The sequence below is a fragment of the Fibrella aquatilis genome (genome assembly GCF_017353255.1).
Classification (GTDB): Bacteria; Bacteroidota; Bacteroidia; order Cytophagales; family Spirosomataceae; genus Fibrella; species Fibrella aquatilis.
On sequence record NZ_JAFMYU010000040.1, the window covers coordinates 1 to 22165 of the forward strand.

Sequence of the window (22165 nt, forward strand, 5' to 3'; positions counted from 1 at the left end):
GGGCGGTCCCGCGTCCGGGCTACACTTGCGTCAGCAAAAATCGTAAATCGTAAATCGTACATCGTAAATCCCCAACATGCGCCCAGCCCTCCTCTTTACCCTCCTCCTCCTCGCGGCTTGCCAGAACAAGCCTAAAACTGAGGCAACCATAACTGCCGACACCGCCGCTACGGCCACGGTTGATCTAACCAAAAAGCCCGGTCCCGATGCACCCCGAACCGCCGCCGACCGACTGGTACGGGCGTTGTATTTTGAACATCGGGTGAAGGAAAACCCGTTCTACGAGGCCGCAGACCCAACCCTCGCCGAACAGTTTTTCACCAAGCCCGTGGCGGCGAAGGTGCTGGCGATGGCCAAAAAAACGGGCAAAAAAGCTACGGTAAACCCCCTGTTTAACATTCCCGACAAACAGGCCGAGAAAATGTGGGTACTGCCCGCTAACATATCGGGCAACGAAGCCGTGGTGTTCGTGACCTACAACGACAAAGGCAAACCACAGGAAATGCGCTGTGAGATGACCAAACAGGATGGTCGCTTCCGCATCGCCGACATTGTGTATGCCGACGGCAGCCGATTATCGGGGAAATAATTTTTTGACAGGATTAGCAGGATTTCGGGATTGACAGGATTTCTTTCTAGTCGGAGCAGATTGACCGATTAGAAAGAAAACCTGTCAATCCCGAAATCCTGCTAATCCTGTCAAAAAACCCTTTCTGCTGGTAGCATTACACCTGAACCCATCCAGTACGCATTTTGTATTTTTGCAGGACAAACACACTAAATCCTGTCGGTGTGTGGTGCGCATTATGAAAAAAGTAGCTTTCTATACGCTTGGCTGCAAACTGAACTTCTCCGAGACCTCGACCCTGGCCCGCATGATGGAACAGCAGGGCTACGAGCGCGTTGAGTTTAATCAGCGGCCCGATATATTCATTATCAATACCTGTTCGGTGACGGACAACGCCGACAAAAAATGCCGCAAAATCGTGCGCGAGGCGCAGAAGATTAACCCCGACGGTTTTGTGGCCATTCTGGGCTGCTACGCCCAGCTAAAACCCGTTGAGATTTCCGAGATTCCGGGCGTTGATGCCGTGCTGGGTGCTGCCGAAAAATTCCGGCTGGCCGAGCTGATGCCCACGTTCACGAAAGCCCCCGCCGGGCAGCCGGGCCGGGTGCTGAACTCGCCCATCGAAGACGCCATTGATTACCACGCGTCCTACTCACTCAACGACCGGACGCGTACCTTTCTGAAGGTGCAGGACGGCTGCGACTACCCCTGTGCGTACTGCACTATCCCGTTGGCGCGCGGCAAAAGCCGGTCCGACACCGTGGCGAATGTGGTGCGGGCTGCCCATGAGATTGCGGCTCGTGGCGTACGGGAAATCGTGCTGACGGGGGTCAATATCGGCGATTTCGGGCTGGTCAACGGCCATAGAGACGAGACGTTTCTTCAACTGATTCGGGCACTGGACGAGGTAGCGGGCATTGACCGTTTCCGCATTTCGAGCATCGAGCCGAACCTGCTCACCGACGACATTATTGCCTTTGTAGCCCAATCGAAGCGGTTTGTGCCGCATTTTCACGTGCCGCTGCAATCAGGCTCAAACGCCGTGTTGGGTCTGATGCGCCGCCGCTACAAGCGCGAACTGTATGCCGAGCGGGTAGCGAAAATCAAGGCACTCATGCCCCACGCCTGCATCGGCGTCGACGTGATTGTAGGCCACCCCGGCGAGACCGACGAGCTATTCCGCGAAACCTACCAATTCCTGACCGAATTGCCCGTTTCGTACCTGCACGTGTTCACCTATTCTGAGCGGCCCAATACCCTGGCCGTGGCCATCAAACCCGTTGTACCTGGCCACGTCCGGGCCGAGCGCAGCAAGATGCTGCATATATTGTCGGACAAAAAGCGGCGGGCGTTCTACGAGTCGCAGGTGGGGCGTGAGGCTATGGTGCTGTTTGAAGACGACGTAGACGAGGCTACTGGCCGGATGCAGGGCTTCACCGAGAACTACGTCCGCGTAGTGGCCAATTATGACCCGCTACGTATCAATGAACTGGTGCCGGTACAGTTGTCAGCCATCAATTCAGCAGGATTAATGGAGGCCGACGAAGTAGAAATGGCGGTTGACACGCATTAATTGGAGAAGGGAGTTTGTAGTTTGTGGTTTGTGGTTGGCTTCGCGCTTGCGGCCCCTCGACTGCGCTCGGGGTGACAGGCCGATAAGCAATCTTCTTGAGTTGATTCAAGTTCGTTGTCACCCCGAGCGCAGTCGAGGGGCCGCAAGCGCGAAGCCAACCACAAACCACAAACTCCCTTCATATTCTTTTCCCCATTATATGCGCTCAACGTTTCTTATTCTTTTCTATTTCCTGTTTCACACTATTGCACGTGGGCAAACCGCTGACAGTACGGGTAAACAGATAGTCCTGGTCAACGGTAATCCCGAACGACTCTACAGCGGCATTGAATACATCGGCTACGACCGGCGGCTGAAGGTGCATCCCTTTTTCGAGTCCGACACCATGCAAAATGGGGCAATACAGGCCAATGGGCAGGTTTTTGCGTTGCCCATGCTCTACGACATCGTGCGCGATGAAGTAGTATTGGCTCACCCAACCGGCTACCGCATGGCCCTCTTCAGCGACCGTATTCAGTCGTTTTCGTTCCTCAATCACACCTTCGTACGCATGGCCGACAGCACCAAACACGGCCTGCCAACGGGCTTTTATGACCTGCTCTACAACGGCCCAACGCAACTGGTAGCCCGTCATAAAAAAGAAATTTTAATCAATCCATCCGTCAGCGGCGGCTATGGTGTATTCGACCCAAAAACTACGTATTACATTAAAAAGTCGGGGCAATTTTATGTCGTAAAAAATAAACGGGCTTTATTCAATTTACTGGAAGATCGCAAAAAACAATTAGCGGCTTTTGCGCGAAAAGAAAGGCTGCAATTTAAGCCAAACATGGACGACGCATTTATGAAACTGGCTAAAGCGTATGATGAATTAAATCAATCGTTATGACGAAATCTTTTCCTGTTTTTCTCTTCATCATCAGCCTCATTACCGGTCAGTTAGCCCTGGGTCAGCAAACCAGACCGATCATCGTGAGTGGGCAGTTTACCAATGCGCCGTTTGCTCAGTTAGTGCAAACAATTGAAGCTCGAACACCCTACCGGTTTTATTTCAACCCCGCCGACGTAGACAGCCTCCGCGTTACGACGCAGGCCACCGACGTACCCCTGGCCACGCTGCTTAACACGGCCTTTTCCGGCACCGGGCTTCGCTACGCCATCGACAGCCGAAACCGGGTCTTTATCACCACCGATCAGGCCATTCGAACGGAACTGCCGATAGGCTTTTTTGAGCGCGGCGGTGCTCCCGACACCACGACCATTGACTACGGCGCGGCCCGCACAACGGCCCGCCTGACGCTGGAAACAAAACTGTTTGAGATTGGCTCGCGGAATCTGGCGGGGCGACCGGGCAACGCCACCCTAGCTGGGCGCATCAAGAGCACCACCACCGGCGAACCGGCCGTGGGCGTGACGGTGCTCATTGAAAAACCGCGCATCGGGGCCGTCACGGATCAGTACGGCTTCTATTCCATTGCCCTGCCCCGCGGGCGTCACGAGTTGAAAATCAGGAGCCTCGGCCTGCGCGACACCAAACGCCAGCTCATGCTCTACGGTGATGGCAAGCTGGATATCGAGATGGACGAGGAGGTGGTGCCGCTGAAAGAAGTAATCGTGGGGGCGCAGAAAGATGCCAACGTGTCGAGCACGCAGATGGGCGCCGAACGCCTCGACACCAAAACCATCAAGCAGGTGCCCACGGTGCTGGGCGAAGCCGACCTGATTCGGGTGGTGATGACCCTGCCCGGCGTAAAATCGGTGGGCGAAGGCACGGTGGGCTTCAACGTGCGGGGCGGCTCGGCGGGGCAAAACCTCATCCTCTTCAACGACGCCGTGATCTACAACCCCTCCCACCTGTTCGGATTCTTTTCGGCCTTCAACCCCGACATTGTCAAGTCGGTTGAACTCTACAAAAGTGCCATTCCGTCGCGTTATGGGGGTCGGCTGTCGTCGGTGCTGGACGTGAGCACGCGTGATGGCAACAAAAAGAAGCTCACCGGCGCGGGGGGCATTGGCCTGCTCACGGGGCGGCTCACGCTGGAAGGGCCACTCATCACCGACAAAACGTCGATCCTGGTGGGGGTGCGCTCTACCTACTCCGACTGGCTGCTGAAACAGTTGCCGGGCGGCTACGCCAACAGCCGCGCCTCGTTCTACGACGTGAACCTGAACCTGACCCACGAGGCCAACGACCGCAACAGCTTTTACCTCTCGGCTTACCTCAGCCACGATCAGTTTAAGCTCAACAGCGACAGTCTCTACGCCTACAGCAATCAGGTGGCGGCGCTGAAGTGGAAGCACGTTTATGGCAACAAACTCTACGGGGTATTCACCGGCACCTACAGCCGCTACCAATACGCCGTGTCGAGTAATAAGCGGCCGGCGGAGGCGTTCCGCTTCGGTTTCGACATTCAGCAAAGCGGCCTCAAAGCCGACTTCAACTACTTCCCCAACACCCGCCACACCATCGACTTCGGCATTGGCAGCACCCGCTACGACCTCAATCCGGGCAGTTTACGACCGTCGGGTACCGACTCTCGCATTCGAACCGACGTGGTACCGGGTGAACAGGGCCTGGAAAGTGCCGTCTACATCGGCGACAGGTTCGACGTCTCGCCCCGGCTGTCGGTCAACGTGGGGTTGCGCTATTCGCTGTTCATGAATCTCGGTCCCGGTCAGGTGTACACCTACGCGCCGGGCATTCCCCGCGCTGAAAGCACCATTCGCGACACGCTGACCTACGGATCGGGCAGTTTGGTAAAAGCCGATCAGGGGCCTGAGTACCGGGTGGCCCTGCGCTACGCCATTACAGATGCGTTTTCGGTGAAAGCCAGCTACAACCGGATGCGGCAATACCTGCACCTGATTTCTAATTCGGTGGCTGTGTCGCCGCTGGACATTTACAAACTGAGCGACACCTACCTGCGGCCACAGGTGGGCGATCAGTATTCGCTGGGGCTGTACCAGAACCTCCGCGCCAACACCATCGAGCTATCGGCCGAGGGGTATTACCGGACCCTGCAAAACCAGCTTGACTACCGCAGCGGGGCCACCCTGCTGCTGAATCATCACCTCGAAACCGACGTGGTGCGGGCTGAGGGCGTGGCCTATGGCGTGGAGCTGATGATTCGAAAAATGACCGGCAAGCTCAACGGCTGGCTCAGCTACACCTACGCCCGGTCACTGCTGCGCACCACCGGTACCGACGGATCGGACGTGGTGAACGGCGGCAACTGGTACCCCAGCAGCTACGACAAACCCCACGACGTGACGCTGGTAGGCAATTACAAGATCAACCGGCGGCTGAGCATCTCGTTCAACGTGACCTACAGCACCGGTCGGCCCATCACGCTGCCGCTGGCCAAATACGCTCTGGCCGGGGCCGAACGGGTGTACTATTCCGAGCGGAATCAGTACCGCATTCCCGACTATTTCCGCACCGACGTATCGCTCAATATCGAGGGCAACCACAAGGTGCGCAAGCTGGCGCATAGCTCCTGGACGTTGGGCATTTATAACCTCACGGGCCGCCGCAACGCGTATTCGGTCTATTTCAACTCGGTGGGGCAGGGCATCAAGGGGTATCAGTTATCTATCTTCGGCCAGCCCATTCCCACGCTGACCTACAATTTCAAATTCTAGACGTTATGCAAAAACAGGCACAATGGCTACGGTGGTTGCAGGGGGCAATGCTGCTCACGGTGGGCAGTTGCGTTGACCCCTACCGCCCACCCGAAATTGCCTCGCCCAACACCTTTCTGGTGGTAGAGGGCAACCTGAACGGCGGCACGGGCAGCAGCACTATTAAACTGTCACGCACCCAGAATCTGGCCAACGCCAACAAGCCTTCGCCCGAACAAAAAGCCACGATCAGGCTGGAAGGGACGCCCTATTCATTTGTCGAAACTACCACCAAGGGCACCTACACGCTGGCATCGGCGACGCTGCCTGTTGGCAGTAAATACCAGGTGCGCATCAAAACGGGCGACGGCAAAGAATACCTCTCTGACCCCATCACGATGAAGCAGACACCCAAAATCGACAGCCTAACGGCAGAGGTGGTGGGCAACGGACTTCAGATCTACGTGAACACCCACGATGCCAGCAACAAGACCCGCTACTACCGCTGGGAGTATGAGGACACCTATGAGTTCTACACACCCTTCGAGTCGCCGCTGGAGTACGTGAATAAGGAGCTGATACAGCGTACTGGACCACCCATTAACCATTGCTGGCGCACCGAAACGTCGAGTACTACTTTGCTGGGGTCGTCGGCGCGGCTTACGCAGGATATACTTCAAAAAGCGCCGCTGCTGTATCTGTCGGCCACGTCGCCCAAGCTGAACGTCAATTATAGCATCCTGGTGAGCCAGTATGCACAGTCGGCAGAGGGGTATGCGTATTGGGAGAATCTGCTTAAAACCACCGAGCAGTTGGGCGGGCTGTTCGACCCGCTGCCGTCGCAGGTGGGGGGCAATTTGCACTGCGTAACCAACCCCACCGAACCAGTACTGGGTTTTCTGGATGGTTATACCACCGAGCAACTTCGGGTGTTTATCAAGCGCCCACCAGCCCTCTCCCGCAACCAGATCCGCACGGGTTACGAAGGCTGTTTCACCGACACAATTCCAAAGGAAAAGCAGCCGCTGGATGTCTTTTTGAGGCCGGGCGGGGGCTATAACGTCATCAGGCCAGTAGAGGGCAGCAGTACCAGCTACGTGGCCACGGGCGTTGCCTGCACCGATTGCCGCGACCGGGGCACCATTGTGAAACCCAGCTACTGGCCATGAACCGACCCATCCTGACCCTCCTTTGCCTGGCCACCCTACCCTACCTTACGCTGGCGCAACAGCCCCTGACGCAGCTTCAGCATCGGTTCGAAACCTACCAGCAGCAGCACCCAACCGAGAAACTATTTGTCCACACCGACCGGACTACTTACACGGCGGGCGAGTTGCTATGGTTTCGGCTGTTCTACGTTGACGGCTCCACGCACCGCCCCCTCGACCTGAGCAAGGTGGCGTATCTGGAGTTGATCGACAACCAGCAGAAGGCCGTTTTGCAGACTAAAGTGGCACTAGATACAGGGCGGGGTAGCGGCTCGGTGGTCTTACCAACTACTTTACCGTCAGGCCATTACCGCTTGCGGGCCTATACCCACTGGATGAAACAGACCAGCCCGGAGTTTGCCTTCGAGAAACTGGTGACGGTGGTTAACCCGTTCCGCAAGCTGGGGTTGGCAGCCCCCACCGAGGCCCCCGCCCTCGACGTGCAGTTCTTTCCCGAAGGCGGCAATCTGGTGAGTGACCTTCCCGCCACCGTAGCCGTGAACGTGGTGGATACCCAGACCGGGCGGGGGGTGAACAGTGGCGGCGTGGTGCTCACGCAGGCCAATGATACCGTAGCACGGTTTGGGCCAATGCGGTTTGGCATAGGTACGTTTTCATTCACGCCATCGGCCAAAAACACCTACCGGGTGTTGCTGAGCGGCGGCAAAACCAAATCGACAACGTACTCACTACCAGTTATTTACCCTACTGGCTACAGTATGCAGGTCGGGCAGTCGGGCGATCAGCTCCGGGTAACGGTGCGTGCCAACGGGGTGGGGGCCAACAGCCCGACGGTGTATTTGCTGGGGCATACGCGGCAGGTACTGACCCTATCAGCGGCGCAGACGATGTCGGGCAATGAAGCCGTTTTCACCGTTCCAAAAAACCAACTCGGCGAGGGCATCGCGCACCTGACGGTGTTCGACGGGGCGGGGCAACCCGTCTGCGAACGGCTCTGGTGCAACCGCCCGCAACCGGGCCTGCTGCTCCGGGCCAAGCCCGATCAGGCCACCTACGCCAGCCGCGCCCCGGTCAGGCTCGATCTAACGGCCACCGATGCCACCGGCAAGCCCGCCCAGGCCGATATGTCTATGGCCGTGTACCGCCTCGACTCCCTGCAAGCAGCCGAAACGGGTACGCTGCCCGCCTACCTCTGGCTCACCTCCGACCTGCGTGGCACAGTTGAATCGCCCGATTATTACCTGACTCACACCGGCCCGGAGGCCGACGCGGCCCTCGACAACCTGATGCTGACCCACGGCTGGCGTCGGTTTACGTGGAAAGCCGTGTTGCCACCCAAACCCAGCCCGGTTAGCCCGGTTGTCGACCTGCCCGAACGTCGGGGGCTGGTGGTGCGCGGCCGCGTAACCAACGCCCGCACGGGTGCACCCACCGCCGACGTGCCCGTCTACCTGAGCGTTCCGGGCAAGGCCGTCCGCCTCTACAGCACCCGTTCCGATTCTGCCGGGCTGGTGCGGGTTGAGTTGCCCGACCTGCGCGGCACCAACGACCTGGTACTGCAAACGGCGGCACCCGACACCACCTACCGCGTTGAACTGCTGAACCCCTACACCGAAACACCCGCCACCACCCCCCTGCCCCCGTTCGACCTGGCGTCGTCGGCGGCAGAGTCGGTGCGGGAACGGAGTTTGGCCATGCAGGTGCAGACGAGCTATTACAGCCGATTCGTGAATCCACCCACGCCCCCCAGCCGCGACAGTTCCGCCTTCTACGGCATTCCCGACGAGCGGTACAACCTGGACGCCTACACCCGGTTTACGGTCATGGACGAGGTGCTGAGCGAGTACGTACCCGGCGTAGCAGTGCGGAAACAAAGCGGCCACGCGGCCCTGCGGGTCAACAATATCCCCTACCGCAAGCTGTTCGACGAGGCCCCGCTGATGCTGATCGACGGTGTGCCCGTGTTCGACACCGACAAAGTCATGGCGCTTAGCCCATTGAAAATCAAGTCGCTGGACGTAATCACGCGGCGGTATTTTTTGGGTTATGCCACCATTCCGGGCATCATCAGCTTCCGTACGTATCGGGGCGATCTGGCTGGTTTTCAACCCGATGCCCGCGCCGTGGTGCTGGAATATGACGGCCTGCAACACCCCCGTGAGTTCTACGCCCCCCGCTACCCCACGCCCGCCCTGCAAGCCAGCCGCCGCCCCGATTTCCGTACGCTGCTCCACTGGCAACCCCATGTGCAGACCAACGCGCAAGGCAACGCCAGCCTGACGTTCTACACCTCCGACCAGGAAGGCACTTATCTCGTGGTGGCACAGGGCCTCACCCCCACCGGCCAGCCCGGTTTCACGCAGCAGACCATTGTGGTGCAGGGTGGGTTGAAGTGAGGCTACTGCTTATCCCACCAGACGCGGGTGTCGAGATTGTCGGGGCCTTGGCGGTCGATGGCGGCCTGACGACTGGCTCCATTTACCGAGTTCTCGAAATCAGGGTACGACAGGCGATTGATAAAGCTGCCTTTGATTTCTTTGCCCGGATACGGATTAGGCGTCAATTTAGGAAAGCCACTGCGCCGGAAGTTGGCAAACGCTTCGGGACCATTCAGCAGAGACGCCACCCAATATTGCGTGTTGATCTGCTCCAGGCCTTTTGCCGCCACATACGGATTCGCCGCCAGGTAGGCCGTGATGGCCGCTGGAGGCACCGCCGCATTGGCGTTGGTGATACCCAGTTGTTGCATATGGGCTGTTATACCCGCATTGTAGAAATCGGCGGCGTTACCAGTGGTCCAGCCACGTTGCGCCGCTTCAGCCAGGAGCAACTGTGTTTGGGCATAGGTTACCAGGTACGTAGGCACGTCGAACCGACCCAATCGGTTACGGTCCAGCTGCGAGTAATCATAGAAGCTGGCGAGCTTGTCGGCTAGGGCACGGGCGGGAATCGTGCCGTTGTCGAAGCCCAGGGGCATACCAATCTGTTGGGCGGGATCAGTAACGGCCCTGGCCGCAGTCTGCTCCGGGCCACTCTTAGCCCCCACATACCGCACCGCAATAGATTGAAGCCGCGGGTCGGCGGTGCTTTTGAGGTAGTCCACAAAATAACCCGTCAGGTAGTAGTTGGCCGCTTCGGTCGAGTTGAGCAGGTTGCCCACCGGGTTTTTGTAGTTAGCATCGTTACGCACGGCCATGTTGTCGGTGCTGGCCTGCATAAGCCCCCCAGCCACCGCTTTTTGCACGGTTGATTGGGCCAGGGTGGGGTTTACTTTTGAGAGGCGCATACCCACCCGCAGCAGCAGCGAGTTGCCCGCCCGCTTCCATTTGGCAATGTCGCCGCCGTAGGCTACCTCACCCGCTTCGGTAGGCTTGGTGGCGTCGAGGGCAGCAGTGGCCTCAGAAAGTTCTTTAATCAGGTCATCATAAATGCTTTGCTGGGTGTCGTATTTGGGTGTTACGTTACCTTTCAAATAGCCAAGCCCTGCCTCTGAGTAGGGTAGGTCGCCGTAGCTGTCGGTCAGCACCATAAACGTGTAGGCCTTCCAGATTCGGGCCATGTTATAGAGGTTGCTGCGTTTGGCATCGCCACTGGTTTGGTTAATCACGTCGACCAGATACCGCACCACGTTGGGGTAATATTGCTGCCACAGCGCCGCATTCGGACCGGCAGGCCCCCGGTTGTCTACGTTGAAATTACCTCCGGCCAGCACGCCCGAGTTTGGCGAGAATAACTGTTGCACAATAGGTTCTTCAAACACCAGCATCGAGGCTGGAAACGCCGTGTTGATAATGGCATTATTGAAGGTAAAGACGGGGTTGAGGCTGGTGGCCGCCGTGGGATTGACGTTCAGTTCGTCGAACCCTTTATCGCAACTGCTGATGCCCGTAAGCAGGGCAATAAACATGGTAGAGATGATGATCTTTTTCATAAAGTGGGTTGTGGTTAAAACCGGACGTTGAGGTTAAAGCCGATGCTGCGCGTAGTGGGCAGACCCGTCGATTCCAGCCCGACAAGGTTATCCGAGCTAAAGCCGAACTGTTCGGGGTCGATGTTGGGCACCCATTTTTTTAGAATCGCCACGTTGTTGGCCACAGCGCTCAGGCGTATACCTTTGATAAACAAACTCTTGGGCAACAATTTGGTAAAATCGTAGCCCAGCGAAATCTGCCGTAGCTTCCAGAAACCTGCATCATACACTACCTGCTCGCCCAGACTCTTCGACCGGCCCACTGAGTAGTAATCCTGCAATGCGGCACGAACCGCGTTGGTTTCGCCTTTGTCATTTACGCCATCACCCACAATCAGTTCCCGGCCCGTGGCGTCGTAGAGAAGACCCCTACCCACCAGCGTTTCTTTCTGCAATCCGTGACGGAACAGGTTGAGGTTGGTGCCCGAGATCATCTTGCCACCCAGTTTGAAATCGATCAAAAACGACAGATTCAGTCCCTTATATGTGAACGAGTTGGTAATACCCCCCACGTATTTTGGCAGAGCCGATCCAAACGAAATGGGAGCATCTGTGCGCACCGGCAGGCCATCACCACCGTGAACAATGCGTCCCTGAGCGTCGCGCTTGTAACCGAAGCTGTAGAGTTGCCCCAGTTCCTGGCCAACCACCTGCCGGAGGTCACCCACAAAAACGCCATTTCCCACCACAATCTGTTCGGCTTTTCCATCCTTGTTATAATCTTTTTCGGGTGTTCCGTCGTCGTCGGTGAGCAGGCGGAGCAGTTTCGTTTTGTTGTACGAACCGTTGAGCGTGATGTCCCACGAAAAATTGTTCAGCCGAAGCACCCCCAGGTTCAGCAGCACTTCAACCCCCTGGTTGCGGCTCTGTCCGTTGTTAATCAAGGTGCTGGTATAGCCCGATGCATCAGACGATTGGGCCGACACGATCTGGTCGCTGGTAATTTTGTTGTACACCGCCACGTCGAGGCCCACGCGGTTGTTGAACAGCTTCAGTTCCAGACCAATCTCGGCTTCAGCGGTGCGGCTGGGCTTGAGTGTGGCGCTCGGCACCGTGTTCGACGTGATGAAGCCCACCGGCTGCCCCTGCCCGGCTGGGTTGGGAAACAAATTGGCCGACACCGCGTAGAACAGGTTGTTGGAATAGGGTGCCACGTCGCCGTCGCTGCCCACCTCGGCGTAGGCCGCCCGAAGTTTGCCGAAATTGAGCCACGAAGGCATGTTCTCGAACGCCTGCGAAAACACAAAACTGCCCGTTACGGAGGGATACAGGATGCTCCGGTTGGCCGGGGCCAGGGTCGAAAACCAGTCGTTGCGCACCGTGCCGTTCAGAAAGAGGAAGTCTTTGTAGGCAAATTCAGCCGCGCCGTAGAGCGAGTTTACTTTCCGCTCTGAGAGATTATAAATCGGGTCTTTCACGCGTGTGTTCTGGATCACATACAGCCCGCGCACGATGAAATCGGTGCCCAACACGCTGTTCAGATCGCTGCGGCGATAGAGCTGGTTGCCGCCCGCCGTGAGGTCAATGCCGAAGTTGCCGAACTTGCGGTTGGCCCCAATCAGAAAGTCAGCGTTGATTTCGCGGAACCGGCGGCTTTCCTGCACCAGTGACCCATTGACAAAGCCAGCCGGTGCCGCCGCCAATGAGGCTTGCCCCGTGGGGAAATTGTAGTCCTGATCGCGGCTCCAGTAATCCTGCCCCACCCGGCCCTGCACATAGAGCCAGTCGGCCAGGTTATACCGCGCCGACACGTTGCCAAAGAGGCGGTCACGGCGAATGTTCTCGAACTTGTTATTGAGTACGAAATAGGGGTTGGTCCGGTTCATGAACCGCGAATAAACAAACTCGTTGCCCGTGGCGGGGTTGATCTGGTTGGCCTCCAGCAGGTCGAGCGGCATGGAGTTGGCCAGCGTGTAGATCACCGTGGGGGTACTATTATCCTGCTGGGCAATCTGGGGCGGGTTTTTGTTGTACTCATTCGAGTAGTTCAGCGTGCCCGTCACGGTCAGTTTGGGCGACAGGTTGTAGCTAAAGCCCAGGTTCAGCGTTTTGCGGTTAAAGGAGTTATTACGCGTGATGCCGTTGTTGTCCAGGTTCGACAGCGACAGGCTAAACCCACCCTTGTCGCTTCCCGACGAGAGAGCCACCGAGTTGGTCCAGGTTGAGCCGTCGCGGTAGAACGTGTTGATGCGGTTGCGCACGGGCTGGTAGGGTACGCTCAGCCCACCAAACAGCACCTGCGTTTGCCCGGCAAACTTTTCGCCGAAGCTCCACACGCCCGACGTGGGGTTGGCCGCCTGTGGCCGCACGCCATATTCGCCCTGCCCGTACTCATACTGGTAATCGGTAAAATCGAGGGGGTGGTCGGAGGTGAAGTTGGTGTTGTAGGTCACGCCGATACCCTGACCCGACCCTTTGGTTTTGGTGGTGATCAGGATGGCCCCGTCTTTGGCCCGTGAGCCGTAGAGCGCGGCTGCCGTGCCGCCTTTCAGCACCGTCATGCCCTCAATATCGTCGGGGTTGATCGACGACAGTCCATCGCCGCCGTCGGAGTAGTTGCGGTCGCGGTTACCGATGGAGTTGTCGCCGCCGGTGTTGCCCGTGTTCTGCCCGAAGTTGGTATTGTCTACAGGTACGCCGTTGATCACGATGAGGGGTGAGTTCTGCCCCGAAAACGACGACTGCCCCCGAATCCGGATTTTGCTCGTGCCCGCCGCGCCCGTACCCAGGCTGCTGATGTTGACCCCCGCAATTTTGCCCTGGAGAGCGTTGATGAAGTTAACGGTGCGGTTGGTGGTGATGGCCTCCGGGTTTACAATAGCGGTGGCATAACCCAGTCGTTTAGCTTCTTTCTTAATGCCCAGGGCCGTCACGACCACCTCAGTCAAGGCCTGTTCAGCTTCCTGAAGGGTGATGGTCAGTTGGGTTTGGTTGCCAACGGCCACCTCCTGCGACTGGTAGCCAATGGCACTGATAACCAGTATCTTGGCCTGTGCTGCGTTAAGCGAAAAGTTGCCGTCGGCATCGGTGGTGGTGCCCAATTGGGTTCCCTTCACCACCAGGTTCACGCCCGGAATGGGTTGCTGATCTTTGCCCGAGACAATACGCCCCGTCAGGCGGCGATCCTGCGCCTGCGCCGATAGCGTGAGAAGAATGGCCCAAAACAGTAGCCAGGCCACTTGTAATCGTGTTTGTAACGTGTGCATCATAACAGCTTGGAGGGTTGATTAGGTAATTATTTGTTCAAATAGATCAACACGATCTTAGAACATTACAATAATTGCCAAAGCTGTATGTTACCCGCTTTCTACTACCAACCAACTGGTTTTATGGGCATTGGTCATTGGCTGTCAATGACTAATGATATACTACCGCTGCCACACTCCCCGGTTGGCCTCGGCAAACTGGCGAAACGTCCGGGGTGCATGACCAGTAAGCGTCTGAAAAACAGAAGTAGTGCCAGCGGCCTTGCCCAATTTAGAGACGGTATACAGGGCCACCATAATTAGCACAAATGACAGAGGCATCTTCTCTTTCCGCCAATTGCGCCATATAAACGCCAGCACTGACGGATCTTTATACGTGATGGTCCGACCCAGCACAGCTGTCAGCGTCTGCGCCATTTCGTAGTAGGTAAGCGCTTCACTGCCAGTGAGTTCGTAGCCTTTCTTCAGGTGATGTCCCGTACCATCTGTCAGGACAAGCGCGGCTACTTCACCAATGTCTACCACGTCGATCAGGCTGGTGCGACCGTTACCGGCGGGGATATAAATTTCGTCGCGGTCAGCGATCTCGGCGCGATGGGTAGTACTCAGGTTCTGCATGAAAAAGCTGGGGCGCAGAAACGTGTAGGGGATGCCCGCCGCCACAATCAGCTGTTCAATCTTATGGTGGGGCGTCAGCGAGTTACTTTCTACACCCTGCAACGACAAAAACGCCAATTGCTGCACGTCAGCGTACCTCACGGCTTCTATGAATGGCCTGAAATAGTGATCTACGTCAGCTAGTTGGGGCGGGCGTACCAGCAACAGGCGGTCTACCCCAACCAATGCCGGCGCAAACGTAGAGGGGTCGGCGAAGTCAAACCGGATCACGGCGTCGGTGAGGGTGGCGAGGGCGGCGAGGTCTTTGTCGGGGTTGCGCACGGCGGCAATGAGGTGAAGTTGGGAGCGTTCGGGCCGGGTGGCCAACGCGCGAAGCGTTTCTAAGCCTACGTTGCCCAGGGGCGTGGTAATAAGGATTGTGGTCGGCGGCATGGTATATCAGGTTCGTTGAGGCGTTTAGACATAGAAAATACTTGTTGTGTAAACTACTCCAGTCCCTTACTTGTCAAGCGTATGGCCCGTTTTAGTCTTTTTTTAACCCAGTTTGTATTCTTCATATCCTTCACAATAGCCACAGCACAAACTGGGCCGTCGGCGTTTAAACTGCCTGACCTGTTTGCCTCGCACATGGTGTTGCAACAGCAAAAGCCCATTCCGGTATGGGGCTGGACTAGGCCGGGCGAAAAAGTGACGGTGACCATGGCCGGGCAAACTCAGACCGCCAAAGCCGACGTATACGGGCGGTGGCAGGCTACCTTCAGCCCCGTGGCGGCGGGTGGTCCCTACACCTTAACGGCGGCGGGCAAATCAGGTTCGGCCACGTTCGACGACGTGCTGGTGGGCGAGGTGTGGCTGTGTTCGGGACAGTCAAACATGGAATGGCCCCTGTCGGCGGCAAAAGACGGTAAGGCCGAAGTAGCGGCAGCCAATTACCCGCAGATTCGGCAGTTTTACGTGCCCCACGTTACGGCTACCACCCCGCAAAGTGCCGTGGCTGGGCAGTGGTCAGTTTGTTCACCCCAAACGGCGGGCAAGTTTACGGCGGTAGGCTATTTCTTTGCCCGCGACCTGCAAAAGGCGCTAAATGTGCCCATTGGGCTGGTGCATAGCTCCTGGGGCGGCACCCATTCCGAAACCTGGACTAGCCGCGAAGCCATCGCCTCGGATGCCGCCCTCCGTCCCAGCCTCGACGCCATTGACAAAACAGGCGGAACGGCACAAGCACGTATGCAGGCGCTGATGACCCTGATACAGCAACAACAAGGCCCTTTGCCCACCCCCGCCGAGGCCGCCGCCTACCACCAGCCCACCACACCCGATGCCAATTGGCCCACCATGACAGCACCTGTGCTATTTGACCAGAAAATGGGCAATATGGATGGCGTGGTCTGGTTTAGGAAAACGATAATCATTCCCGACAACGCTGATATGCAGAACGTTAGCTTATCGTTGGGTGCTATAGATGACCAAGATTCTACATTTATCAATGGGAAGCTGGTGGGGGCCATTCAGGCGTATAATGAACCCCGCAACTACACTATTCCGGTGGGTATACTAAAGCCGGGGGTCAACGTCATTGCCATCCGCATCACCGATACGGGCGGGGGCGGCGGTTTCACAGCCAAAGCTGACGACATGAAACTAACCGGCTCAAACTGGTCCGTACCGCTGGCTGGTGACTGGCGTTATCGGGCAACCCATGTATTCCCATCATCGGCCGATAGCGGCCCAAATGCCCACCCAACGTTGCTCTTCAACGCCATGCTAAAACCGCTGGTGCCCTATGCCCTGCGGGGTGTGATCTGGTATCAGGGCGAGAGCAATGCGGGGCGGGCCAAGCAATACCGAACCTCGTTTCCGCTCATGATTACCGACTGGCGGAAGCAGTGGGGCGACGACTTTCCATTCCTGTTTGTGCAGTTGGCCAACTTCAACAGCGGTGGGGGCAACAGCCAGAAAGGGAGCAGTTGGGCTGAACTCCGCGAAGCGCAGACTATGGCCCTCAGCCTGCCTAATACGGGCATGGCCGTGACGTCGGACATTGGCAACCCCACCGACATTCACCCTACCAACAAACAGGACGTGGGCAAGCGCCTGGCTGCCGAAGCCCGCCGCGTGGCCTACAAGCAGGCTATCACCTCGGCAGGTCCGCAGTACAAGCAGTTAACTATCAGTGGGAACGAGGCCGTATTGACCTTCAATAGCGTAGGCGAGGGCCTAACCACGCCAAACAAGTACGGCTACCTGATGGGCTTTGAACTAGCCGGTGCCGACCAAAAATTCTACTACGCCCGCGCCGAAATCCGGGGCGACAGCGTTGTGGTCAGGGCCGACTCAGTAGCCAATCCCATAGCCGTCCGCTACGGCTGGGCCGACGACAACGGCGAAATAAACCTCTACAACAAAGCTGGTTTCCCCGCCGTCCCCTTCCGTACCGATGACTGGAAAACGGTGACGGAGGGGAAAGGTTTTTGATTTACGAATTACGATGTACGAATTACGATTTGGGTTGACATACAAGCTTGCTGTATAGCAAACCTAGGCGTCAGCAAAAATCGTAATTCGTACATCGTAATTCGTAAATCAATGCTTCTTCTCCGCCCTGCGCATCGGCATGGCATCTACCAGGGCAAATAGCTCGTTGGTGGCAATGGGCGTGGTAAATCGGTGCTTCAGGCCGCCGTCTTTGCCGATGAGGTAGCCCGCGAAATCGTCGGAGGGGATGAAGTGGAAATGCTCCATCAAGTACTGGCGGTCGGGTTCGGTCATTTCGTAGTCGATGGTTACGATCACGTCGATCTCGCGTTCATCCATGCCGGCCTGTTGGGCACGGAAAATCTGTTGCTGGTCGATGAGGTGTCCCTGCGCGGCCTGACGGCCATAGAGCAACACCACACGCCGGTGGTCTTTCTTTTCGTCGAGAAGTGATTTCAGTGACTTCTGCTGGTTACCTACACTTTCCATATTGCTGAGTGAGATTAGGGCCAATAAGGCTACTAACCATAACCCGGCTGGGCGCATCCTGTTCATAGTAATGGCGTTAATCAAACAAGTTTTCGGACCGTTCGAGCAATAAAATAGACGCCTGCGGCACAATCACGTATTGTTCGCCCTCATACTCAATCTCAATGGCGTTGCGCTGTAGGTACAGGGCTACATCACCCTCCTGAGCCTGTAGGGGCATATATTTCACCTTTTCTTCGGTTTGTTTCCAGGGTTCGTCGTCGGTAGCCATCGGAATAGGATACCCCGGTCCGACCTTGATCACGTAGCCCCGCTGCACCTGCTCTTTTTCCTGCACGGTGGGCGGCAAATAAAGTCCTGTAGACGTGCGGTCGGTAGGTGATTTGGGCTTAATCAGCACGCGGTCGCCTACCACCAGCAGGCGCGTCAGTTTATTGTCGGGTGTGATGTTGATCATACATTTTAAGGTACTGGATCATGACCGTGGCCCCCCCAGGGGTGGCAGCGGCTGATGCGTTTCAGGCCCAGCCAGCCGCCCCGAAGGGCACCGTGTTTGGTTACGGCCTCGATCATGTATTGTGAGCAGGTGGGCGTGTAGCGGCAGGCGTTGGGCAAAAACGGCGAAACCGCCCCCTGGTAGAAACGAACGAACCCAATTAGTAAATACCGCATACGATCCGGTCCGTGTCTGGGAGTGAAATCTGCCTATCTTTGCCCGTGGAGCGGTGCCCCAACGGGCGGCCACTTGCTTCATGGTAACAACGAATTAGTCCCAAAATTCCTCTCATCGCGCGAATGCTTGCTTACATCGTCTGGGACGCTAACCCGGTCCTTTTTTCCATCGACGCCTTCAAACTGTTTGGCTTCCAGTTTCCCCAATTTGAAATTCGCTGGTATGGGCTGCTCTTCGCCGCCGGGTTCCTGATCGGGATGCAGATCATGACCCGGATTTTCCGCAAAGAAGGCAAACCCCAGGAAGACCTCGACGCCCTGCTGATCTACATGGTCATCTCGACCGTGTTGGGTGCCCGCATCGGCCATTACCTCTTCTACGAACCCGAAGTACTGTTTCGCAATCCGCTGGAAGTGATCCTGCCCCCCTACCGCGGATTGGCCAGCCACGGCGCTACCATCGGCATCCTGACGGCGCTGTGGCTGTATTCGCGCCGGAAATCGAGCCGCCTCACGGGCCAAACCTTTCTCTGGACCACCGACCGCATTGTGATTGTGGTGGCCCTGGCGGGGGCTTGTATCCGGCTGGGCAACCTCATGAACCATGAAATTGTGGGCATCCAGACAACTGTGCCCTGGGGCTTCATTTTCAAATACAACAATGAGTACCCATTGAATGCAGTTAGGCATCCAGCACAACTTTACGAATCGCTGTCGTGCCTGACGTTGTTTTTTATTCTGTTTGCCATGTGGAACCGGATGCGCGAAAAAACACCCCGTGGTCTCTTCTTGGGAATCTTCCTGATCTGGGTTTTTGGCCTGCGCTTTTTCTACGAATACATTAAAGAGAATCAGGTGTCTTTTGAGAACAACTTGCCGCTGAACATGGGGCAGATCCTGAGTATCCCGGCGGTGCTGGTGGGCGTGTATTTTGTCTGGCGCAGCCGCCGAACACCCTTGCCAACGCATTCGGAAACAATGGTTTAGGTTCGTAATCTGCTTCACTAAAAAACCCCGCAGCGTGCCTCCCGGCCCGTTGCGGGGTTTTTTAGTGCTCCCCCGGTTACGTTTACTCAATTTGTTGCGGTGCGAACGGGACAGCAGCCTATTTTCGATCCTGCAAGCTACCTCCGGCCTGCATCACCACTCTCCCACCCTTATGTTGACCTTCCCACTAACCAGTACCCGCCTGTTGGCCGCCTGTTTCCTTGCCATTGCCGTTACTGCCTGCGGCGGCGGTGATAAAACCGAAAAGACCGAAGAGGCCTCTATCTCGGCTACGGGTACCCTTGCAGCCGTGCAGGAAATGGCTAAACAAGCCGAAGAAGCCCAAAAAAACGGCCCCGTTGAAACCATTGACTTCCGAAAACTAAAAGACCTGCTGCCCATTGAAGCCGCCAAATTACCCCGCAAGAGTGCTTCGGGTGAAAAAAACGGGGCCGCCGGCATGACCTTTTCTACCGCCACCGCCCGCTACGAAAACGCCGACAATAGCCAGAACATCGACCTCACGGTGGTCGACGCCGGGGGTACGGCCATGCTGATGGGTATGGCCGCCTGGAGCATGATTGAGGTAGACAAAGAAGACGACAACGGCTACGAGCGCACCACCCGCATGGGCGACAACAAGGCCTACGAGAAATACAACAAGACCGATAAAAGCGGCGAAACGGCCGTGCTGGTCAAAAACCGGTTTATCGTCACCGCCAAAGGCAACGGCATCGACCCCGACGCCCTCAAAAGCGCCATCGAAGCCCTGGACCTGGCTAAATTGTCAGACCTGAAGTGAGAGGTGAGTAACAAGAGGTAAGAAACAAGAAGTGAGCGAGAAGACGCCAAAGATTAAGAACTTAGACTTTTCTAGCCTCTTGTTTCTCACTTCTTGATTCTCGTCTCTTCTCATGACCCTCGCCCCGATCACTGCCGACGATACATTGCCCCTGCGGCAGTTGGTGCTTTGGCCCGATAAGTCGCTCGATGAGGTACGTCTGCCCAACGATGCAGACGGGCACCATGTCGGGGCGTTTGTGGACGGGCAGCTGGTGGCCGTGATCTCGTTATTTGTGAACGGTGAGCGGGCACAGTTTCGGAAGTTTGCTACTCACCCAGATTATCAGCAGCAGGGCATTGGCTCTCTGTTGTTGCGCCGGGTCATCGACGTAGCCAAACAACTCAATGCCAACCGATTATGCTGTGATGCGCGACTGAGTGCCGCCTCGTTTTATACCCGGCGCGGTATGCAGCCCACCGGGCCTATTTTCTACAAAGGGCCTATCCCCTACCAGCAATACGAGCGATTGCTCTAACTTACCGGTTCCCTAAACCGAACCGACCATGACCCCTACCACTACGCCTGCCATTGCCCCGCCCACCTCGCTCCGTGCGGGTTGGTATACCGTGGCCATTTTGCTACTGGCCTACATCTCGTCGTTTATTGACCGGCAGATCCTGAGCCTGCTGGTAGCCCCCATCAAACGCGATTTTCACCTCAGCGATACCCAGGTAAGCCTGCTCATGGGCCTCAGCTTCGCCCTGTTTTACACGATGCTGGGCATACCCGTGGGCCGCTGGGCCGACCGACGTAACCGCCGAAATCTGGTGGTGGCGGGCATTGCCGTCTGGAGCCTGATGACCGCTCTTTGTGGCCTGGCGCGGGGTTACGGGCAGTTTTTTCTGGCCCGCGTGGGGGTGGGCGTTGGTGAAGCAACCCTTTCGCCCGCCGCCTACTCCATCCTGGCCGACTATTTCCCTAAAGAAAAACTGGCCACGGCCATCAGCGTATATTCGGCGGGAATCTACATTGGTTCGGGCCTGGCTGTACTGCTGGGTGCCTGGCTGGTGAGCAGCGGAGGTACGGCTCCGCACATGGTCACGTTACCCCTGGTGGGCGATGTTTTTGGCTGGCAAACTCTGTTCTTTTACATAGGCTTGCCGGGCTTGCTGATCTCTTTGCTGGTGCTGACCGTGAAAGAACCACTGCGGCGGGGGCTGCTCACCAACGCGGGCGGACAGGCAGCGCAACTGTCGGTGAGCCAAGTAATGGGGCTGATTCGCGAAAAGCAGGCGGCGTTTTTGTGCGTCACGCTCGGCATCACGTTTCTGTCGCTGGCCGCGTATGCTTCATCGGCCTGGACACCTACCTACTTTGTACGCACCTTCGGCTGGACGATTGGCAGAGCCGGAGCCTTCTACGGCACTGTAGTGGCTATTTTTTCTACCTCGGGTATTTTGCTGGGCGGTCGTTATGCCGATCAGCTTACGCGCCGGGGCATTGCCGACGGGAAACTCCGAATCGGGCTGTACTCGGCGGTGGGCGTGGCGCTAGGGTCGTGCTTTCCGCTCATCAGCAATCCTACCCTGGCAATGGCGCTGCTGCCCATTCCGTGTTTTTTTGTGGCCTTTCCGTTTGGCGCGTCGTCGGCGGCCATTCAGGCACTTATGCCCAATCAGGCCCGGGCGTTGGCCTCGGCGGTGTATTTGTTCATTCTCAACATTATTGCCCTTGGCTTTGGCCCCACCTCGGTCGCCCTCCTCACCGACTATGTTTTCCACGACGAACAGGCCGTTCGCTACTCGCTGGCGATTGTTGTTTTTGTCAGTGGTATCCTCGCTTTTTGCGCCTACGGCTGGGGTTTGAAACCGTACAGAAAGGCAGTAGAAGTGGTGTTGTAAGTCTGGAAAGTCGTAAGTCTGGGGAGTCGTAAGTGGCTACGCGAGTTGGTGGCTTCGCGAGGTAGGCCCCTCGACTGCGCTCGGGGTGACAGGCAAATAAGAACGTGTCTTGAGTTGATTCAAGTTTGTGGT

At 56.9% G+C, this 22165-nt stretch carries 17 protein-coding genes; 11 read left to right on the forward strand and 6 right to left on the reverse strand.

Going from position 1 to position 22165, the window contains the following annotated elements; all coding sequences use genetic code 11:
• Window positions 1–76: 76 nt before the first annotated feature.
• The 6 genes from J2I48_RS27780 to J2I48_RS27805 all read left to right on the forward strand — a co-directional run bounded on the left by J2I48_RS27780 (window position 77) and on the right by J2I48_RS27805 (window position 9327).
• The gene (locus J2I48_RS27780) at window positions 77–589 is read left to right on the forward strand and encodes a hypothetical protein (RefSeq protein WP_207338809.1); all 513 of its coding nucleotides are present in this window, start codon (window positions 77–79) and stop codon (window positions 587–589) included.
• A gap of 217 nt (window positions 590–806) precedes the next feature.
• On the forward strand, window positions 807–2141 hold the full coding sequence (gene mtaB / locus J2I48_RS27785) for a tRNA (N(6)-L-threonylcarbamoyladenosine(37)-C(2))-methylthiotransferase MtaB (RefSeq protein ID WP_207338810.1): 1335 nt from the start codon (window positions 807–809) through the stop codon (window positions 2139–2141).
• Between the two features lie 199 nt (window positions 2142–2340).
• Window positions 2341–3030 (forward strand): hypothetical protein, encoded by a 690-nt coding sequence (locus tag J2I48_RS27790; protein WP_207338811.1) that lies wholly within the window; start codon window positions 2341–2343, stop codon window positions 3028–3030.
• Entirely contained in the window at window positions 3027–5783 is a 2757-nt protein-coding gene (locus tag J2I48_RS27795; protein WP_207338812.1) for a TonB-dependent receptor, read from the forward strand. Before J2I48_RS27790 ends, J2I48_RS27795 begins: the two co-directional genes overlap by 4 nt.
• Before the next feature lie 5 nt (window positions 5784–5788).
• Complete coding sequence (locus J2I48_RS27800; RefSeq protein ID WP_207338813.1) at window positions 5789–6931, forward strand: DUF4249 domain-containing protein; 1143 nt, start codon at window positions 5789–5791, stop codon at window positions 6929–6931.
• Window positions 6928–9327, forward strand: coding sequence for a hypothetical protein (locus tag J2I48_RS27805; RefSeq protein WP_207338814.1), 2400 nt, complete (start codon window positions 6928–6930; stop codon window positions 9325–9327). Before J2I48_RS27800 ends, J2I48_RS27805 begins: the two co-directional genes overlap by 4 nt.
• Window positions 9328–9329: 2 nt before the next feature.
• On the opposite strand, the gene J2I48_RS27810 is transcribed toward J2I48_RS27805, so the two are convergent.
• The 3 genes from J2I48_RS27810 to J2I48_RS27820 form a co-directional block, all read right to left on the reverse strand.
• On the reverse strand, window positions 9330–10862 hold the full coding sequence (locus J2I48_RS27810) for a SusD/RagB family nutrient-binding outer membrane lipoprotein (protein ID WP_207338815.1): 1533 nt from the start codon (window positions 10860–10862) through the stop codon (window positions 9330–9332).
• 14 nt (window positions 10863–10876) lie between these two features.
• A complete protein-coding gene (locus J2I48_RS27815; protein WP_207338816.1) occupies window positions 10877–14110 on the reverse strand; it encodes a SusC/RagA family TonB-linked outer membrane protein in 3234 nt (1077 codons plus the stop codon).
• 159 nt (window positions 14111–14269) lie between these two features.
• Complete coding sequence (locus tag J2I48_RS27820; RefSeq protein WP_207338817.1) at window positions 14270–15157, reverse strand: NmrA family NAD(P)-binding protein; 888 nt, start codon at window positions 15155–15157, stop codon at window positions 14270–14272.
• Window positions 15158–15238: 81 nt separating this feature from the next.
• Here J2I48_RS27820 and J2I48_RS27825 point away from each other — a divergent pair, with 81 nt between their 5' ends.
• A complete protein-coding gene (locus J2I48_RS27825) occupies window positions 15239–17200 on the forward strand; it encodes a sialate O-acetylesterase (protein WP_207338818.1) in 1962 nt (653 codons plus the stop codon).
• Window positions 17201–17308: 108 nt separating this feature from the next.
• Here the strand turns inward: J2I48_RS27825 and J2I48_RS27830 are convergent, their stop codons facing one another.
• The 3 genes from J2I48_RS27830 to yidD form a co-directional block, all read right to left on the reverse strand.
• Window positions 17309–17689 carry a DUF4174 domain-containing protein gene (locus J2I48_RS27830; RefSeq protein ID WP_229376851.1) on the reverse strand — a complete coding sequence of 127 codons (381 nt, stop codon included), beginning with the start codon at window positions 17687–17689 and terminating at the stop codon, window positions 17309–17311.
• Between the two features lie 76 nt (window positions 17690–17765).
• On the reverse strand, window positions 17766–18146 hold the full coding sequence (locus tag J2I48_RS27835; protein ID WP_207338819.1) for a co-chaperone GroES: 381 nt from the start codon (window positions 18144–18146) through the stop codon (window positions 17766–17768).
• Between the two features lie 5 nt (window positions 18147–18151).
• The gene (gene yidD, locus J2I48_RS27840) at window positions 18152–18361 is read right to left on the reverse strand and encodes a membrane protein insertion efficiency factor YidD (RefSeq protein ID WP_207338820.1); all 210 of its coding nucleotides are present in this window, start codon (window positions 18359–18361) and stop codon (window positions 18152–18154) included.
• Window positions 18362–18484: 123 nt separating this feature from the next.
• Between yidD and lgt the strand changes: the two genes are divergently transcribed.
• From lgt to J2I48_RS27860, 4 genes are all read left to right on the forward strand, one after another.
• Window positions 18485–19348: a prolipoprotein diacylglyceryl transferase gene (lgt, locus tag J2I48_RS27845; RefSeq protein ID WP_207338821.1), complete on the forward strand. Its 864-nt coding sequence runs from the start codon at window positions 18485–18487 to the stop codon at window positions 19346–19348.
• A 172-nt stretch (window positions 19349–19520) separates the two neighbouring features.
• Window positions 19521–20150, forward strand: a complete 630-nt coding sequence (locus J2I48_RS27850; RefSeq protein WP_207338822.1) for a transposase — start codon at window positions 19521–19523, stop codon at window positions 20148–20150.
• 112 nt (window positions 20151–20262) lie between these two features.
• Window positions 20263–20667 carry a GNAT family N-acetyltransferase gene (locus tag J2I48_RS27855; RefSeq protein ID WP_207338823.1) on the forward strand — a complete coding sequence of 135 codons (405 nt, stop codon included), beginning with the start codon at window positions 20263–20265 and terminating at the stop codon, window positions 20665–20667.
• Window positions 20668–20695: 28 nt separating this feature from the next.
• On the forward strand, window positions 20696–22033 hold the full coding sequence (locus J2I48_RS27860) for a spinster family MFS transporter (RefSeq protein ID WP_207338824.1): 1338 nt from the start codon (window positions 20696–20698) through the stop codon (window positions 22031–22033).
• Window positions 22034–22165: the final 132 nt, after the last annotated feature.

Coding starts and splice junctions, on each gene's coding strand:
- mtaB (WP_207338810.1), top strand. CDS start 807: ATGAAAAAAGTAGCTTTCTATACGCTTGGCTGCAAACTGAACTTCTCC.
- J2I48_RS27790 (WP_207338811.1), top strand. CDS start 2,341: ATGCGCTCAACGTTTCTTATTCTTTTCTATTTCCTGTTTCACACTATT.
- J2I48_RS27825 (WP_207338818.1), top strand. CDS start 15,239: ATGGCCCGTTTTAGTCTTTTTTTAACCCAGTTTGTATTCTTCATATCC.
- J2I48_RS27835 (WP_207338819.1), bottom strand. CDS start 18,146: ATGATCAACATCACACCCGACAATAAACTGACGCGCCTGCTGGTGGTA.
- J2I48_RS27800 (WP_207338813.1), top strand. CDS start 5,789: ATGCAAAAACAGGCACAATGGCTACGGTGGTTGCAGGGGGCAATGCTG.
- J2I48_RS27805 (WP_207338814.1), top strand. CDS start 6,928: ATGAACCGACCCATCCTGACCCTCCTTTGCCTGGCCACCCTACCCTAC.
- J2I48_RS27860 (WP_207338824.1), top strand. CDS start 20,696: ATGACCCCTACCACTACGCCTGCCATTGCCCCGCCCACCTCGCTCCGT.
- J2I48_RS27855 (WP_207338823.1), top strand. CDS start 20,263: ATGACCCTCGCCCCGATCACTGCCGACGATACATTGCCCCTGCGGCAG.
- J2I48_RS27815 (WP_207338816.1), bottom strand. CDS start 14,110: ATGATGCACACGTTACAAACACGATTACAAGTGGCCTGGCTACTGTTT.
- J2I48_RS27780 (WP_207338809.1), top strand. CDS start 77: ATGCGCCCAGCCCTCCTCTTTACCCTCCTCCTCCTCGCGGCTTGCCAG.
- yidD (WP_207338820.1), bottom strand. CDS start 18,361: ATGCGGTATTTACTAATTGGGTTCGTTCGTTTCTACCAGGGGGCGGTT.
- J2I48_RS27820 (WP_207338817.1), bottom strand. CDS start 15,157: ATGCCGCCGACCACAATCCTTATTACCACGCCCCTGGGCAACGTAGGC.
- J2I48_RS27850 (WP_207338822.1), top strand. CDS start 19,521: ATGTTGACCTTCCCACTAACCAGTACCCGCCTGTTGGCCGCCTGTTTC.
- J2I48_RS27830 (WP_229376851.1), bottom strand. CDS start 17,689: ATGGAAAGTGTAGGTAACCAGCAGAAGTCACTGAAATCACTTCTCGAC.
- J2I48_RS27810 (WP_207338815.1), bottom strand. CDS start 10,862: ATGAAAAAGATCATCATCTCTACCATGTTTATTGCCCTGCTTACGGGC.
- lgt (WP_207338821.1), top strand. CDS start 18,485: ATGCTTGCTTACATCGTCTGGGACGCTAACCCGGTCCTTTTTTCCATC.
- J2I48_RS27795 (WP_207338812.1), top strand. CDS start 3,027: ATGACGAAATCTTTTCCTGTTTTTCTCTTCATCATCAGCCTCATTACC.